This is a genomic window from Halodurantibacterium flavum, assembly GCF_042681825.1.
In the GTDB taxonomy this organism is placed as follows: Bacteria; Pseudomonadota; Alphaproteobacteria; order Rhodobacterales; family Rhodobacteraceae; genus Halodurantibacterium; species Halodurantibacterium flavum.
Map to the genome: position 1 here is coordinate 417042 of NZ_JBHUGH010000003.1, position 15459 is coordinate 432500.

The 15459-nt window shown below is 65.7% G+C and carries 14 protein-coding genes; 5 read left to right on the forward strand and 9 right to left on the reverse strand.

All coding sequences use genetic code 11. The features are described 5' to 3' along the window. The first annotated feature begins 53 nt into the window (after positions 1–53). Entirely contained in the window at positions 54–1421 is a 1368-nt protein-coding gene (locus ACFSGJ_RS05840; RefSeq protein WP_390260051.1) for a helix-turn-helix domain-containing protein, read from the forward strand. 21 nt (positions 1422–1442) lie between these two features. On the opposite strand, the gene ACFSGJ_RS05845 is transcribed toward ACFSGJ_RS05840, so the two are convergent. From ACFSGJ_RS05845 to betI, 5 genes are all read right to left on the reverse strand, one after another. Beyond that, positions 1443–1994 (reverse strand): hemerythrin domain-containing protein, encoded by a 552-nt coding sequence (locus ACFSGJ_RS05845; RefSeq protein ID WP_390260052.1) that lies wholly within the window; start codon positions 1992–1994, stop codon positions 1443–1445. Between the two features lie 15 nt (positions 1995–2009). Then, the gene (locus tag ACFSGJ_RS05850; RefSeq protein ID WP_390260053.1) at positions 2010–2681 is read right to left on the reverse strand and encodes a thermonuclease family protein; all 672 of its coding nucleotides are present in this window, start codon (positions 2679–2681) and stop codon (positions 2010–2012) included. A gap of 77 nt (positions 2682–2758) precedes the next feature. Beyond that, positions 2759–4408: a choline dehydrogenase gene (gene betA, locus ACFSGJ_RS05855; RefSeq protein WP_390260054.1), complete on the reverse strand. Its 1650-nt coding sequence runs from the start codon at positions 4406–4408 to the stop codon at positions 2759–2761. 116 nt (positions 4409–4524) lie between these two features. After that, the gene (gene betB, locus ACFSGJ_RS05860; protein WP_390260055.1) at positions 4525–5976 is read right to left on the reverse strand and encodes a betaine-aldehyde dehydrogenase; all 1452 of its coding nucleotides are present in this window, start codon (positions 5974–5976) and stop codon (positions 4525–4527) included. Then, complete coding sequence (betI, locus tag ACFSGJ_RS05865; protein WP_390260056.1) at positions 5976–6557, reverse strand: choline-binding transcriptional repressor BetI; 582 nt, start codon at positions 6555–6557, stop codon at positions 5976–5978. Before betI ends, betB begins: the two co-directional genes overlap by 1 nt. 84 nt (positions 6558–6641) lie before the next feature. On the opposite strand from betI, the gene choX reads away from it, so the two are divergent. From choX to choV, 3 genes are all read left to right on the forward strand, one after another. After that, positions 6642–7571 (forward strand): choline ABC transporter substrate-binding protein, encoded by a 930-nt coding sequence (gene choX, locus ACFSGJ_RS05870; protein ID WP_390260057.1) that lies wholly within the window; start codon positions 6642–6644, stop codon positions 7569–7571. Positions 7572–7716: 145 nt separating this feature from the next. Continuing rightward, complete coding sequence (gene choW, locus ACFSGJ_RS05875) at positions 7717–8553, forward strand: choline ABC transporter permease subunit (protein WP_390260058.1); 837 nt, start codon at positions 7717–7719, stop codon at positions 8551–8553. Beyond that, complete coding sequence (choV, locus tag ACFSGJ_RS05880; protein WP_390260059.1) at positions 8550–9578, forward strand: choline ABC transporter ATP-binding protein; 1029 nt, start codon at positions 8550–8552, stop codon at positions 9576–9578. Before choW ends, choV begins: the two co-directional genes overlap by 4 nt. Here choV and ACFSGJ_RS05885 read toward each other — a convergent pair. After that, entirely contained in the window at positions 9575–10474 is a 900-nt protein-coding gene (locus ACFSGJ_RS05885; protein ID WP_390260060.1) for a DMT family transporter, read from the reverse strand. The genes choV and ACFSGJ_RS05885 overlap by 4 nt on opposite strands. A 127-nt stretch (positions 10475–10601) precedes the next feature. Further along, complete coding sequence (locus tag ACFSGJ_RS05890; RefSeq protein ID WP_390260061.1) at positions 10602–11342, reverse strand: YebC/PmpR family DNA-binding transcriptional regulator; 741 nt, start codon at positions 11340–11342, stop codon at positions 10602–10604. 162 nt (positions 11343–11504) lie between these two features. Between ACFSGJ_RS05890 and ACFSGJ_RS05895 the strand changes: the two genes are divergently transcribed. Then, the gene (locus ACFSGJ_RS05895; protein ID WP_390260062.1) at positions 11505–13280 is read left to right on the forward strand and encodes an SLC13 family permease; all 1776 of its coding nucleotides are present in this window, start codon (positions 11505–11507) and stop codon (positions 13278–13280) included. Here the strand turns inward: ACFSGJ_RS05895 and ACFSGJ_RS05900 are convergent, their stop codons facing one another. Both ACFSGJ_RS05900 and ACFSGJ_RS05905 read right to left on the reverse strand, forming a co-directional pair. Beyond that, complete coding sequence (locus ACFSGJ_RS05900) at positions 13281–13634, reverse strand: hypothetical protein (protein WP_390260063.1); 354 nt, start codon at positions 13632–13634, stop codon at positions 13281–13283. 43 nt (positions 13635–13677) lie between these two features. After that, positions 13678–15450 (reverse strand): SLC13 family permease, encoded by a 1773-nt coding sequence (locus ACFSGJ_RS05905; RefSeq protein WP_390260064.1) that lies wholly within the window; start codon positions 15448–15450, stop codon positions 13678–13680. Between the last annotated feature and the right edge of the window lie 9 nt (positions 15451–15459).

Below are 15459 nucleotides of genomic sequence, written 5' to 3' on the forward strand. Positions count from 1 at the left end.
CGCTGCGCCTGCGATTTGCAAACCTCTGCCACCGGGGTTGCAAAGGGCGTATCATGGCGCAGCAGAAACTCTACGCGGGCGCCAAGCTGCGCGACATCCGCACCGGCGCGGGGCTGACGCAGCGCAGCTTTGCGGCGCGGCTGGGCGTCTCGCTCCCCTATCTCAACCAGATGGAAAACAACCACCGCCCCGTCAGCACCGGCGTCGTGCTGGCCCTTGCACGGGAATTCGGCTTCAACGTCACCGAATTCTCGACCGGTGAGCCCGAACGCATCGTGAGCGACATGCGCGAGGCGCTGGCCGATCCGCTTTTTGCCGATCACGCCCCTGCCCTTGCCGATCTGCGGCTTGTCGCCTCGAATGCGCCGGGGCTTGCGCGGGCCTTTCTGGAACTGCACAGCGCCTATCGGCAGGGTCACGAACGCCTCGCCGCCATGGATGAGGCCCAAGGCCGCGACGGCCTGCGGCCCTCTCCCTGGGAAGAGGTGCGCGACTTTTTCCACTATTGCGACAATTACATCGACGCGGTGGACCGCGCGGCCGAACGGTTTGCGGCCGATGGGGCGGACACTGTCGCCACGCTCGCCGCCTGCGGGATCAGGGTCGAACTCAGCGAAGAGCCGGGGCAGGATCTTTACCTGCGCGATGGATCGCGTCTGCTGCTCTCGGCCCGCGCCGCGCCGGCAACGCGCCGGTTCCAGCTTTTGCATCAGGTCGCGCTTGCAACACGCAATGACCTGCTTGAGGCGACGCTCGACCTTGCGCGGTTCCAGTCGGCGACCGCGCGCGCCATCGCCAAGATCGGCCTTGCCAACTATTTCGCGGGCGCCGCGCTCATGCCCTATCGTGCTTTCCTTGCCGCAGCGAGAGAGACCCGCCACGATCTGGAGCTTCTGGCGGACCGCTTCGACGCGTCGGTCGAACAGGTGGCGCACCGGCTTTCGACGCTGCAGCGGGCTGGCGAAAAGGGCGTGCCGTTCTTCTTTGTCCGCGTCGATCAGGCAGGGACGATCACCAAGCGCCATTCCGCCACACGGCTGCAATTCGCGCGCTTTGGCGGCGCCTGCCCCCTGTGGAACGTGCATCGCGCCTTTGAAACCCCGGGGCAGTTCCTGCGCCAGTTCGCCGAAACCCCGGACGGTGTGCGCTATTTCTGTCTGGCGCGAGAGGTGTCAAAGCCCGGCGGGTCCTTCAACGCCCCCGTCCGGCGCTATGCCATCGGGCTGGGCTGCGAGGTTCAGCACGCGGACGCGCTCGTCTATGCCGATGACATGAACATGCGCCGGTTCGAGCCCATCGGCATATCCTGCCGCATCTGCGAACGGCGCGACTGCCATCAGCGGTCCGTGCCGCCGCTGGAACGGCGCCTGCGGGTCAATCCCGACCGGCGGGGCCTTCTGCCCTATGAAATCGACGGCTGACCCGCCGATCAGAACCACGGTTCACAGTCGGGGCGCATAATGCAGGATCGTGGGGATCACGAGGTCTTCCTCATCCAGCAGATGCCGGTCGATAAAGCCCGCGAACGTTGTGATCCGGGCTTCCAGCCGCCCGGCCTCATCCCGGCCGCGCCCGTCGGCGATGGCCTGCAACATGCGGTTCGTGCCATCGGCAAGGTCGTGCAGATGGTGATCGAGCGCGTGATGATCGGCATCGAGCAGCTCGAACCCCTGTTCCAGTCGCCCGTCGAGGCCGGAGAGGATGGGGAAATAGTGATGATCCTCGATCTGATGATGGCCGTGCAGATCGTTCAGCAGAAAGCCCGTCGTGCGGGCGGTATCGGCCGCAAAGGCCCGCGCGTCGCGATCCCGGTCCACAAAGGCGCGGGTTTCACCGCCGATCCGGTCCAGGAGCGTGCGGAACATCATGTGCCGTTCCAGCCAGAAACGCGTCAGCCCGTCGAAATTCCTGTGGCTGGTCCAGAGATCGCGCGGATATTGTTCTGCCAGAACCCGAAGCCCGTCCGGCAGTCCCTGCCGTGTCTCGAGGTCCATCGCTGCGTCTCCTTGCTACCGCCGCGCCCTGCGCCACCCCGCGGCCTCCGCCTCGGCGGGGGAGCAGAACCAGCGTTCCCCCTGGCGGGTGTCGATCACCGTCCGGTCATAATATTCCTGCCCGGGCATGTGGTAAATGCGCCCTGAACCAGAGATGTTCCCCTTGATGTTGCAGCCGCCGCCCGACCCGGCGCCCGCAGCCGACCCCGCGCCGGCGGACTGGCGGGAAGCGGCCCGCAGGGTCTCCGGCTCCTCGAACGTGCCGCGCCAGATGCCGGCCCCCGCGATGGCGGCGCTCTTTTCATGTTCCTCATAGTCGAAGCCATAGCGGGTATAGGCGAGCGCCGCGCCCTGCAGGACCATGGCCGCCCCCAGGTCCTGCCCGCCGGCCTCGCATCGGGCGACCAGCCGGTCATAGCGGTCCCGCTCGATCCCCTGACAGGTGACGCTGCGCCCGCCGACCAGCCCGGCCATCACATCGCGCGACCAGCGGCCACAGGCCCAGCTGCCAGCAGGTGTGTCGCATTGCTGCCCGATCTCGGGCGCGTCGATGGCGAAGAGGCGGATGCGTTCCTGCCCGATGGCAAGCGTGTCGCCATCCACGACCCGCGCCGTGCCCTGAACCGTCTGCGCCGCGGCAAGGCACGGCATCAGCATGAGGATGAAGAGGGAACAAAATCTTAACATTCTCCCGATCTCGGCGCTTTTGGCGCCGCGATCAAGGAGAAATGTTAACGAAGATTAATGAAACCTTAACTGCGTCTTCAGCGCTGCGAGACCTGCCAGTTCGGGTTGATCCACGGCTCCAGATTCTCGCGCGGCAGGGGGTTCCGGCCCAGCAGGTGGTCCGAGACCTTTTCGCCCACCATGATCGAGGGCGCGTTCAGGTTCCCGTTCGTCACCTGCGGAAAGATCGAGCTGTCGGCCACGCGCAGACGGTCCACCCCGATCACGCGTGCCTCTGCGTCGACCACCGCCATCGGGTCGTCCCGCCGCCCCATCCGCACCGTGCCGCAGGGGTGATAGGCGCTTTCGACATGCTCGCGCAGATAGGCGTCGATCTCGTCATCCGTGACGACGCCCGGCCCCGGCATGATCTCATGCCTCAGGAACGGTGCAAAGGCCGGCTGGTCAAAGATCTCGCGTGTCAGACGGACACAGGCCCGGAAATCCGCCCAGTCGTCGGGATGCGACATGTAGTTGAACTGGATCCGCGGCGCATCCTCGGGGCGGCCGGACCGCAGCGTGACCGCGCCCCGGCTTTTCGACCGCATGGGGCCTACATGAGCCTGGAACCCATGTCCTTCGGCCACCGCCTTGCCGTCATAGCGGACCGCGATGGGCAGGAAATGATACTGGATGTCCGGGTATTCGACCCCGGCCCGCGACCGGATGAAGGCGCAGCTTTCGAACTGGTTCGAGGCGCCCGGCCCCCGGCCCCGCAACAGCCACTGCGCCCCCACCCAGGCCTTGCCCCAGAGGTTCCAGTAGCGGAACAGCGTGACGGGCTGGCTGGCCGCGAACTGCATGTAGATTTCCAGATGGTCCTGAAGGTTCTGCCCCACCCCCGGGCGGTCCGCGATCACCGGCACGCCATGTTCGGCCAGATGCGCCGCAGGCCCGATCCCCGACAGCATCAGCAGCTTCGGCGAGTTGATGGATGAGGCCGCCAGCACCACCTCGCGCCGCGCGCGGATCACCTCGACCCGGCCCTTGCGCATCACCTCGACCCCGACGGCCCGGCCGCCTTCGATCACCACGCGGCGGGCAAGCGCGCGGACCAGATCGCAGTTCGGGCGCCGAAGCGCGGGCCGCAGATAGGCATTGGCCGCCGACCAGCGCCGCCCGTCCCGGATCGTCGCCTCCATCGGGCCGAACCCTTCCTGCTGCTGGCCGTTATAGTCACGCGTCACCGGATAGCCGGCCTGCCGCCCTGCCGCGATGAAGGCGTCGAACAGCGGGTTGGACCGCCCGCCCCGGGTCACGTGCAGCGGCCCGTCATGGCCGCGCCAGTCAGCGTCGCCATCCTCGTGCCAGTTTTCCATCCGCTTGAAATAGGGCAGGACATCGGCATAGGCCCAGCCCTGCGCGCCCATCCCGGCCCAGGTGTCGAAGTCGCGCGCATGACCCCGCACATAGACCATTCCGTTGATCGAGGATGAGCCGCCGATCACCTTGCCGCGCGGCGTGGCGAGCACCCTTCCGCCCAGATGCGGTTCGGGTTCCGTCCGGAAACCCCAATCGTAGATCCCCATGTTCATCGGGTAGGACAGCGCCCCGGGCATCTGGATGAAGGGGCCCGCATCGCTGCCGCCATGTTCGATCACCAGAACCGAGGCCCCCGCCTCTGACAGCCGATACGCCATCGCGCAGCCGGCCGAGCCTGCGCCAACGATCACGAAATCCGCTTCCATCCCACGCTCCATCGCATCGGGCGTGCGCGGTCGGGCCCGGCGCTCGCCATTATCCAGTGAGTTGTCGCCCTGGGGTCCGCGCCCAAGGCCCCTCAGGCCAAGTCCGTCAGCCGTGGTCAGTAGGGCGCATCGACCGGCCCCATGCCGACATAGACGCTCTTGACCTGGGTGTAGCTTTCCAGCGCCGCGCGCGAGTTTTCGCGCCCCACGCCCGACAGCTTGACCCCGCCGAACGGCGCCTCGACCGGGGCGAGGTTGTAGCTGTTGATCCAGCAGCTTCCGGCCTGCAGCTGTGCTACGACGCGATGCGCCCGTGTCAGGTCACGGGTAAAGACCCCGGCCGAAAGCCCGTATTCGGTCGCATTCGCGCGGGCGATGACCTCTTCCTCATCATCAAAGGCAAGCACCGCCATGACGGGGCCAAAGATTTCCTCGCGCGCGATGGTCATGTCGTCCGTCACATCGGCGAAAACGGTGGGCGTGACGTAAAAGCCGGGGCGGTCCGGCCGCGTCCCGCCGGTCACAAGGCGCGCCCCTTCGGCCTTTCCGGCCTCGATATAGCCCATGACCTTGTCAAGCTGCGCCGCGCTGGTCAGGGGCCCCATCTGCACCGCCTCGTCCATCGGATCGCCGAGGGCGATCGCCTCGGTCCGCACCTTCAGCCGGGTCAGAAACCGGTCGAGCAGCGGGCGCTGCACGAAGACGCGCGTGCCGTTGGAACAGACCTGCCCCGAGGAATAGAAGTTCCCCAGCATCGCGCCCCCGATCGCGTCCTCGATATCTGCGTCGTCAAAGACGATCAGCGGCGACTTGCCGCCCAGTTCCATCGTGACATGGCGCATCCCCTCGGCAGCGGCGGCATAGACCTTGCGGCCCGTGGCGACCGATCCGGTCAGCGACACCTTGGCCACCCGCGCATCCGTCACAAGCCGCCCCCCGACAGCCCCCCGGCCCTGCACGACATTGAAAAGCCCCGCCGGCAGACCTGCCTCGATCAGGATTTCCGCGACCTTCAGCGCGCAAAGCGGCGTCGTCTCGGACGGTTTGAAGATCATCGCATTGCCGAAGGCCAGCGCAGGCGCGCCCTTCCAGCAGGCGATCTGGGTCGGATAGTTCCAGGCGCCAATGCCGACGCAGACGCCCAGCGGCTCTCGAATTGTATATACAAAATCCTGGCCGAGCGGGATCGTCTCGCCTGTGACGGTCGCGGCCATGCCCGCGAAATATTCCAGTGCATCGGCCCCGCTCGTGGCATCCGCCACCAGCGTTTCCTGCAAGGGCTTGCCGGTATCGAGCGTTTCCAGTTCGCTCAGCTCTCGGTTCCGGTCGCGGATGATGGCCGCGGCGCGCATCAGGACGCGGCCCCGCTCGACCGGCTTCATCCGCGCCCAGTCCGCCTGCGCCCGCGCAGCCGAGGAAAGCGCGGCCTCGATCACCGCATCCGTCGCCTCATGCAGGCGGGCGATGACCTCGCCGGTTGCCGGGTAGATCACGTCGAGCGTTTCGCCCGCCGCATCCTCCAGATAGCGGCCATCCACGAAATGGCTTGCGGTAGGTTGTGCACGCATCAGTTCGCCTTTCCTGTTTCCGCCGCCAGATAGGCCAGCACCATTTCGGCTGCCGCAGCGCCATCCGGCGTGTCCTCTGACAGGGCCTCGCGCAGATAGACCCCGTCGATCATCGCCCCGAGCCCCACCGCCACATCCGGCGCCCGCCGCCCGACCAGTGGCCGCAGGTCATGGACAAGGTTCGTGTGCAGCCGCCGCTGATAAACCCGCAGCAGGCGCTTGGCCTCGGGCACGGTCTGCGCCAGAACGTAGAAGTTGAGCCAGGCGCCAACGACCTCTCGCCGGAACTCGGCGGGGGCAAAGCTGGTGCGGATCACCGCCTCCAGCCTGGCGCGGGGGGTGTTCGCGCCCTGCAGCGCCGCCCTGACCGCCGCCCCGTAAAGCGTGAGGACATGACGCATCGCCGCGAGGAACATCTGTTCCTTGCCGCCGAAATAGTGATGCGCGAGCGCGCTCGACATGCCGGCCCGGCGCGCGATCTGCCCCACCGTCACGTCAAGCGAGCCGGCGGAACCGATCTCGGCAATGGTCGCTTTTACCAGTGCGGCCTTTCGGATAGGCTCCATCCCGAGCTTCGGCATAGGTTTTTCCAATTCTGACTTGCAATCCGGGGCTACATTGAAGTTTATTGACTCGTCAATCAAGAAAAACGAAGGGGAGATGCGATGACGATACGTTCGGCTCTGCTTGGGGCAACTGCCACGGCGGTTCTGGCCCTGCCCGCCCATGCGGCCTGTGACAGCGTGACCTTTTCCGACGTGGGCTGGACCGACATCACCGCAACGACCGCGGTGGCAAGCGTGGTTCTCGACGCGCTCGGCTATCAGACGGAAACGGTGCTGCTGTCGCTGCCCGTGACCTTCACCTCGCTGGCCAGCGGCGATGTCGACGTCTTTCTTGGCAACTGGATGCCCACGATGGAGGCCGATATCGCCCCCTACCGCGAAGCCGGGACCATTGACACGGTGCGCACCAACCTGACGGGCGCGAAATACACGCTGGCGACCAATGCGGCAGGGGCCGAGCTTGGCATCGTCAGCTTCGACACCATCGCCGAACATGCCGACGCCTTGGGCGGCCGTATCTACGGGATCGAGCCGGGCAATGACGGCAACCGGCTGATCCTCGACATGATCGAGGCGGACGCCTTTGGCCTTGGCGCCATCGACGTCGCCGAAAGTTCAGAGCAGGGGATGCTGGCGCAGGTCGATCGTGCGACGCGGCGCGGGGAACCCATCGTCTTTCTGGGCTGGGAACCGCACCCGATGAACGCCAATTTCGAGATGACCTATCTGGAAGGCGGCGATGACTGGTTCGGCCCCGATCTGGGTGGCGCCGAGGTGCGGACGCTCACGCGCGCCGGCTATGTCGAGGAATGCGCCAACACGGGCCTCTTCCTGCAGAACCTCGAATTCACGCTGGAGCTTGAGAACGAGGTCATGGCCCTTATCCTCGATGAGGGGATGGAGCCCGAGGCCGCCGCACGCCAGTGGCTTTCGGAAAATACCGACGTTCTGGCCCCCTGGCTGGACGGCGTGACCACGCTTGACGGCGGCGAAGGTCTGCCCGCTGTCGAAACGGCGCTTGCCGGCTGACGCTCCGGGCGCCTTATAAGCGCGCCATCGCCGGCCCGCGCGCCGGTAGGCGCGCCATCGCCGGCCCGTGTGCGTTGCGCGCGGGCCGAAGCGGAAGTTCGGAACGACCTTCTTCTGCCTGACACGCCCAACCTGCGAGAGGCGCATGAACTGGATCACCGAAACCAAGATACCTGTGGGCCGGACGGCGGCGGACCTGTTCGACTGGCTTCAGATCAATGGCGCATGGTTCTTCGACAACCTCGCCGCCGCGATGGAATGGCTGATCGCGACGGTCCTCTGGGTGCTGCAAACCCCGCCCCCGCTGGCCATCGTGGCGGTGTTTGTCGTGCTCACCTGGATCATCCAGCGGTCGTGGAAGCCCTGCCTGCTGGTGCTGGTCGGGTTTCTCTTCATCCTCAATCAGGGCTACTGGCGCGCCACCACCGAAAGCCTCACGCTCGTGCTGTCGGCCTGCGTGGTCTGCATGGGGCTGGGCGTGCCGATCGGCATCGCCGCCGCCCACCGGCCCCGGCTTTATGCCTGGATGCGGCCGGTGCTGGACCTGATGCAGACGCTGCCGACCTTTGTCTACCTGATCCCCGCCATCGTCTTCTTTGGCATCGGGATGGTTCCGGGCCTGATCGCCACGGTCATCTTCGTGCTGCCCGCCCCGATCAGGCTGACGCATCTTGGCATTTCCTCGACCCCCGCCGCCCTGATGGAGGCCGCGACCGCCTTTGGCGCCACGGCGCGCCAGCGGCTCTGGAAGGTGGAGCTTCCTTATGCCCTGCCGCAGATCATGGCCGGGTTGAACCAGACGATCATGCTGTCGCTGTCGATGGTCGTCATCGCGGCGCTGGTCGGCGCGAACGGGTTGGGGGTGCCGGTGGTGCGGGCGCTCAACACCGTCAACACGGCGCTTGGTTTTGAATCGGGGTTTGTGATCGTGGTGGTCGCGGTTCTTCTGGACCGGATGCTGCGGCGGGAGCGGGCGAAATGACCAACGGGACAACTGCCGTCGAGTTCGACAACGTCTCCATCGTCTTTGGCGAGCATCCGAAAAAGGCGCTGCCGCTGATGGATGAAGGGCAAAGCCGGTCGGACATCCAGAAGGCGACCGGGCAGGTTCTGGGGGTGCATGCCTGTTCGCTGCGCGTCGAAAGCGGCGAGATCCTTGTGCTGATGGGGCTGTCCGGTTCCGGCAAATCGACGCTGCTGCGGGCGGTCAATGCGCTCAACCCCGTCGTGCGCGGCGAGGTGCGGGTGAATGACGGCAACGGCATGGTCAGCGTCACAAACGCGGACAAGGCGACGCTGCGCCGGCTGCGGCTGCGCCATGTCGCCATGGTCTTTCAGCAATTCGGCCTTTTGCCCTGGCGGACGGTGCGTGAAAACGTGGGGCTGGGGCTGGAACTCGCCGGTCAGGGCGAAAAGGAACGCCGCCGCGCGGTCGAGGAACAACTTGAACTGGTGGGGCTCGCGCAATGGGCGGACCGCAAGGTCGGCGAGCTTTCGGGCGGGATGCAGCAGCGCGTGGGCCTTGCCCGGGCGTTTGCGACGCAGGCACCGATCCTCTTGATGGATGAACCCTTTTCCGCACTCGACCCCCTGATCCGCGCCCGGCTGCAGGATGAGCTTCTGGAACTGCAGGCGCGGCTGAAGCGTACGATCATCTTCGTAAGCCACGATCTGGACGAGGCGTTCAAGCTCGGCAACCGGATCGCGCTGATGGAGGGCGGGCGCATCGTCCAGTGCGGCACCGCCCGGGAAATCTATTCGGCGCCGGCGTCGGATTATGTGGCGGATTTCGTGAACCACATGAACCCGCTCGGCGTGCTGACCGCGCGCGATGCGCTGGAACCCGGCGTGGCGAATGGTGCGGCCGTCGAGGCAGAGATTCCCATACGCGAGGCCATGGCCCGGCTGGGCGACCTGCCCGCGCTGACCGTGACCGAGCGTGGCACACCGATCGGGCGCATCACGCGCGAGGGCGTGCTGGCCCGTCTGCTCCACCCCCGCAGCTAGGTTTCAACGGTCGCCGGAACGATACGACGCCGCAGCACGGCTTCACGCCAGGTGATGAAGAGAACGGCCGCCATGATGATCCCCCCACCCAGGATCACCCACCCGTCGATCGGTTCGTGAAAGACGAAGGCGCCGAGCAACGTCGCCCAGAGCAATTGCAGGAAGGTCACCGGCTGGGTCACGGTGACAGGGGCCGCGGCGAAGGCGCGTGTCATCGTGTAATGCGCCGCGGTCGCGGCCCCCGCGACAAGGAACAGCACGACCATCTGATGCGCCGTCACGGGCACCCAGACCCACCAGGCAAGCGGTGCGAGCAGCACCGTAACGCTCAGCGACAAAAGCGCGACGACCATCGCCGCGCCCATCTCCCCTGAAAGCCGTTTCGCAATGAGATAGGACGCGGCAAGCCCCGCGGCCGTCCCGAGCATGGCGATATGGCCCGGCGAGATTTCCCGGAAGCCCGGCCGCAGGATGAGGATCGCCCCGAAAAGCGCCGCCGCGACCGCGAGAAGCCTGCGCGCCGCGAGCCGTTCCCCCAGAAAGAGCGCCGCCCCCAAAGTCACATAGATCGGATTGAGGTAGTTCATCGCCGTGACCTCGGCCAGCGGGATCTGCGTCATCGCATAGAACCACAGGATCACGCCGACCGTGTGGACCGCCCCACGCACCCCTGTCAGCCATATCGCGCTGCGCGACAGGCGCATCCGCAAAAGCGCGGGCAACATCGGCAGCAGAAAGACCAGCCCAAGCGCAAAGCGCAGAAAGGCCGACTGCGCCGGAGGAACATCGGGGCCCACATATTTGACGCCCGCCGTCATCGCCACGAACAGGAAACCCGTCGCCAGCATCCAGAGGATGCCGATGACAGGATGTTCGGGCGGTTTGGCTGACGTCATGATGGGGGCGACCAGATACTATCGGCGGATCAACGGCAAGCCCGCGCCGGCAAAAAAGCCGCCCCTATGGGGACGGCCTCTCTCACACCCTTGGGCGCATGCGGGCAGGGCTGCCTGACGCCTTATGTCAAAGCTGCGCCATGACCTCTTCCGGCACCTCGAAATTGGCGGTGACGTTCTGCACGTCATCGTCGTCTTCCAGGGCGTCGATCAGCTTCATCAGCTTTTGCGCGCCTTCGAGGTCAAGCTCGGTCGTCGTCTGCGGCTTCCAGACGAGCTTGGAGGATTCGGATTCCCCGAGGCTTCCCTCCAGCGCCGAGGACACATCGGCAAGGTCGGTGTCGCCGCACCAGATCACATGCCCCTCATCCGAGCTTTCGACATCCTCGGCGCCGGCCTCGATGGCCGCCATCATCACGCTGTCGGCGTCACCCACGGATGCGGGATAGATGATCTGCCCCTTGCGGTCGAACATGAACGAGACGGACCCGGTTTCCCCAAGGTTCCCGCCATGCTTGCCAAAGGTCGAACGCACATTCGAGGCGGTCCGGTTGCGGTTGTCGGTCATCGCCTCGACGATCACCGCGACGCCGCCCGGCCCATAGCCCTCATAGCGGATTTCCTCGTAATTCTCGGCGTCGCCACCCTGCGATTTCTTGATCGCCCGCTCGATCACGTCCTTGGGGACCGAGTTCGACTTGGCTTCCTTGACGGCAAGACGCAGACGCGGGTTCTTTTCCGGGTCAGGATCGCCCATCTTTGCGGCGACGGTGATCTCTTTCGACAATTTCGAAAACAGCTTGGAGCGGATCGAATCCTGCCGCCCCTTGCGGTGCTGGATGTTCGCCCATTTGGAATGGCCCGCCATGATCTTCTCCGATCGGATACACTGGAATTGCGGGCCTCTATAATCCAAAGGCCGGTGATGCCGCAAGTCGCGGACCCTTTCCGGCCCGGCGCGCGTTAATGCGGGCAATACCCGTCAGAGAAGATTATTCTGGTGCCGGACGGGCCTTTCAGCGGGACAGGAATGACAACCGACCAGATCGTGCTTTTCAGCATATTCGCCGTGCTCCTCATCCTGTTTCTGTGGGGGCGCTACCGTTACGACATCGTGGCCTTTGGCGGGCTGCTGGTGGGGGTGGTCGCGGGCGTCATCCCCGCCGAAGACGCCTTTTCCGGCTTTGGGCATCCGGCGACGGTCATCGTCGCGCTGGTCCTGATCGCATCGGCCGGGATCACCCGGTCCGGCGGCGTCCAGCTTATCACCCGGCGGCTGGTGTCGAGCAGCCGGGGCACGGCGCGGCATATCGCGGTGCTGGGCGGCGTGGGCGCGATCATGTCGGGCTTCATGAACAACATCGCGGCGCTTGCGCTTTTGATGCCGGTCGACATGCAGACGGCGCGAAAGGCCAAGCGCGCCGTGGGCCGCACGCTGATGCCGCTGTCATTTGCGACAATCCTCGGCGGGATGCTGACGCTGATCGGCACGCCGCCCAATATCCTTGTCGCGAGTTTCCGGCAGGAATCGCTGGGCGAGCCGTTCCGGATGTTCGACTTTGCGCCGGTGGGCCTTGTGATCACGGTGGCCGGGATCGTGTTCATCGCGACGATCGGCTGGCGGCTGATCCCGATCCGGTCGTCCGACGGCCAGATGGCGAATGCGCTGATCGACGACTACGTGGCCGAACTTGTCGTGCCCGAGGAATCCGAGTTGATCGGCCGGCAGATCTACGATCTGGAACCCGACGCGGAACGCAGCGATCTCGCGATCCTGACCTTGCGGCGTGAGGACGGGTCAACCCGCTATGGCCCCGTCCGCAACGCGACGCTGGAGGCGGGGGACGTGTTGGTGGTCGAGGCGAGCCCCGAGGCCCTGAACGAATTCCGCTCGATCACCAAGCTCGACTATCCCAAGAACCGCAGCCAGACCGAGGCGAAGATCACCGGCGACGGCATGAACCTGGTCGAGGTCGTGATCCCCGCCGACAGCCGCATCGTCGGCAAGACGGCGCAGGCGCTCGGGCTGGGATGGCGGCATCACACGATCCTCATGGGCATCTCGCGCGAGGGCAGGACGATCCGCGACCGGGTGCGCCGCACGGTGATCTTTCCGGGCGATATCCTTCTGCTGCTCGTGCCCGAGGAAACGCAAGGCGATGTGGTCCAGTGGCTGGGCGGGCTGCCGCTGGCTGGCGGTACGAGCGTCACGAACGAGCGTCACGTCTGGTGGGGACTCGGGCTTTTCGCGGCGGCAATCGTCGCGGTTTCATTCTCGCTGATGACGATGCCGGTCGCGCTTGGATTTGTCATCATCGGCTATGTGTTGCAACGCATCCTGACGCTGCAGAACCTTTACAACCATGTGGACTGGCCGGTGATCGTGCTCCTGGGCTCGATGATCCCGCTTGGTCTGGCGCTTGACCAGACGGGCGGGTCGGCGCTGATCGCCTCGGGGCTCCTGGTCCTGACCCAGGGCTGGCCCGCCTGGGTGAGCCTCCTGTTGCTGATGGTGGTCACCATGTTCCTGTCGGACGTGCTGAACAACAACGCCACAACGATCCTTGCCGCGCCGGTAGGCATCCGGGTCGCCGAACAGCTGGGCGTCAGTCCGGACCCCTTTCTGATGGCGGTGGCGGTCTCGGCATCCTGCGCGTTCCTCACCCCCATCGGGCATCAGAACAACACGGTGATCCTTGGGCCGGGCCGCTATCGCTTTTCCGACTACTGGCGGATGGGCCTGCCGTTGGAGGCGATCGTCCTTGCGGTGGGCCTGCCGGCGATCCTGATCTTCTGGCCTCTCTGATCAGCGGGACGGAAGCGGCGGCGGCACGTCAAAGCGCCACGCCCTGCCGGTATTGTCGCTGACCGTCACGACGCCCATGCCCGGGAAAAAGCCGAAGAGCCGGCCGAGGGCCGAGCGTATCGCGTTCGGCTCCAGTGCCACGTCATAGCGATAGGCGGGGCTGCAGCCTTCCAGCGTCCCGCTCCAGCCATCGGCGCGACGGATGGCAAGCTCGCGCGTGCCGGTGCATCGCTGCCAGTCGGACAGACGGACCGTCAGATCGCCGTTCGGGGCAAAATCCACCTCGGTCGGGCGCGGCGTGAGAGAGGCCGCGCAGCCCGCAAGCATCAGAATGGCGGCAAGGGCAAGACGCATCGACAGTCTCCGTGGCAATCTCTGCGGCGGGCTCCGGGCCCGGTCAGTAGAACAGCGATATCACGATTGTCGCCGCAACCGCCATCACGACATTGAGCGGCAGCCCGATCCGGAGGAAATCCGAAAAGCGATAGCCGCCCGGGCCGTAGACAAGCGTGTTGGTCTGATAGCCGATGGGCGTCGCGAAACTGGCCGAGGCCCCCATCATCACGGCGATGACAAGCGGGCGCGGGTCGATCCCCAGCGAATGTGCGAGCCCGATGGCCAGCGGCGTGACCACGACGGCCACGGCATTGTTGGTCACAAGTTCCGTCAGGACCGAGGTCAGCGCATAGATCGAGAGGATCAGCACGAAGGGCGGCAACCCCCCGAGCCATGGCGCGACCGTGGTGACGATCAGCTGCACCGCCCCCGAATGATCGAGACCGGCGCCCACCCCCAGCATGCCGAAGATCAGCGCCAGAAGCCGGCCATCGATGCCGGCCAGCGCCTCATCCGCGTCAATGCAGCGGGTGACAAGCACGATGGCCACCCCGATGAAGGCGAGGATGTGGATCGGCGCGATATTCAGCGCCGACAGGACCACGATCCCCACCAGAACCGCAATCACGATGGGCGCATGGGACCGGCGGAACGCCCGCTCGGACGGCTGGCCGACCTGCACAAGGTCCATGTCGGTTGCAAGGCGCTGGATATCCCCCGGCGCCCCTTCAAGCAAAAGCGTATCGCCGACACGCACGACCAGATCGTCCAGCTGCCGGCCGATATTCTGGTTCCGACGATGCACGGCCAGCGGATAGACTCCGTAGCGACGGCGCAACCGCATGGAGCCGAGCGTCCGCCCCTCCATCCGGCAACCGGGGGTGATCAGCACCTCGACCGTCGTCGTTTCGACCGACGAAAGCTTGTCCACCAGCCGCAATTCGCGGTTCTGCTGCAGGCCCAGCACCTCGGACATGGGCGTCCGCAACACGACCCGGTCGCCCGCCGCCAGCACGACCTCGGCCAGTTCCCGCCTGAGCGAGGCATCGCCGCGCAGGACGTCCACCACCCGGGCCCCGCCACGCTTGAATATCTCCACCTCATCGAGCGAGCGTCCGATCAGGCCGCTTTCTTCGGGGATGGCGACCTCGGTAAAGAACTTCATCCGCGACCGGTCGGTCAGCATCCCGGTGAGTGAATCGCGATCCGGCAGCAGCCGCGGCCCCAGAAGCGCCAGATAGCCGACCCCAACGGCCGCCAGCGTCAGCCCCACCCAGGTGATTTCAAAGACGTGGAACGGCTCCAGCCCCTGGGCGCGCGCAACGCCGTCGACCAGCAGGTTGGTCGAGGTGCCCAGCAGCGTGATCGTTCCGCCGAAGATCGAAAGATAGGACAGCGGGATCATCAGCTTGGAAGGCGATTTCCCCAGCTGCTTTGCCAGTTGCATGAAGATCGGGATCATCACGACCACGACCGGCGTGTTGTTGACGAAGGCCGAGAGGGCCAGCACGCCAAGCGACAGCACGACCAGCGTCAGCAACGGCCGCTTTTCCACATGCACGGCCGCCAGATGCGTGACCCAGTCCAGCGTCCCTGTGCGCACCAAGCCCCCCACGATGATGAAGAGCGCGGCAATGGTCCAGGGCGCGTTGTTGGAAAAGACCTGCATCGTCGCCTCGACCGGCAGGATGCCCAGCAGCAGCATCAGCACGGCGCCGCTGATCGCCACCACCTCGACAGGATAAACCTCGCGCAGGAACATCACGAACATGCCGATGACGATCGCGATCGCCAGCAATGCCTCGGTCGTCGCGGAAAACTCGAACCCCAACATGATCTCTCC

Excerpts from the sequence above, each read along its gene's own strand:
- ACFSGJ_RS05840 (WP_390260051.1), top strand. The coding sequence starts at position 54 with ATGGCGCAGCAGAAACTCTACGCGGGCGCCAAGCTGCGCGACATCCGC.
- ACFSGJ_RS05845 (WP_390260052.1), bottom strand. The coding sequence starts at position 1,994 with ATGGACCTCGAGACACGGCAGGGACTGCCGGACGGGCTTCGGGTTCTG.
- ACFSGJ_RS05850 (WP_390260053.1), bottom strand. The coding sequence starts at position 2,681 with ATGTTAAGATTTTGTTCCCTCTTCATCCTCATGCTGATGCCGTGCCTT.
- betA (WP_390260054.1), bottom strand. The coding sequence starts at position 4,408 with ATGGAAGCGGATTTCGTGATCGTTGGCGCAGGCTCGGCCGGCTGCGCG.
- betB (WP_390260055.1), bottom strand. The coding sequence starts at position 5,976 with ATGCGTGCACAACCTACCGCAAGCCATTTCGTGGATGGCCGCTATCTG.
- betI (WP_390260056.1), bottom strand. The coding sequence starts at position 6,557 with ATGCCGAAGCTCGGGATGGAGCCTATCCGAAAGGCCGCACTGGTAAAA.
- choX (WP_390260057.1), top strand. The coding sequence starts at position 6,642 with ATGACGATACGTTCGGCTCTGCTTGGGGCAACTGCCACGGCGGTTCTG.
- choW (WP_390260058.1), top strand. The coding sequence starts at position 7,717 with ATGAACTGGATCACCGAAACCAAGATACCTGTGGGCCGGACGGCGGCG.
- choV (WP_390260059.1), top strand. The coding sequence starts at position 8,550 with ATGACCAACGGGACAACTGCCGTCGAGTTCGACAACGTCTCCATCGTC.
- ACFSGJ_RS05885 (WP_390260060.1), bottom strand. The coding sequence starts at position 10,474 with ATGACGTCAGCCAAACCGCCCGAACATCCTGTCATCGGCATCCTCTGG.
- ACFSGJ_RS05890 (WP_390260061.1), bottom strand. The coding sequence starts at position 11,342 with ATGGCGGGCCATTCCAAATGGGCGAACATCCAGCACCGCAAGGGGCGG.
- ACFSGJ_RS05895 (WP_390260062.1), top strand. The coding sequence starts at position 11,505 with ATGACAACCGACCAGATCGTGCTTTTCAGCATATTCGCCGTGCTCCTC.
- ACFSGJ_RS05900 (WP_390260063.1), bottom strand. The coding sequence starts at position 13,634 with ATGCGTCTTGCCCTTGCCGCCATTCTGATGCTTGCGGGCTGCGCGGCC.
- ACFSGJ_RS05905 (WP_390260064.1), bottom strand. The coding sequence starts at position 15,450 with ATGTTGGGGTTCGAGTTTTCCGCGACGACCGAGGCATTGCTGGCGATC.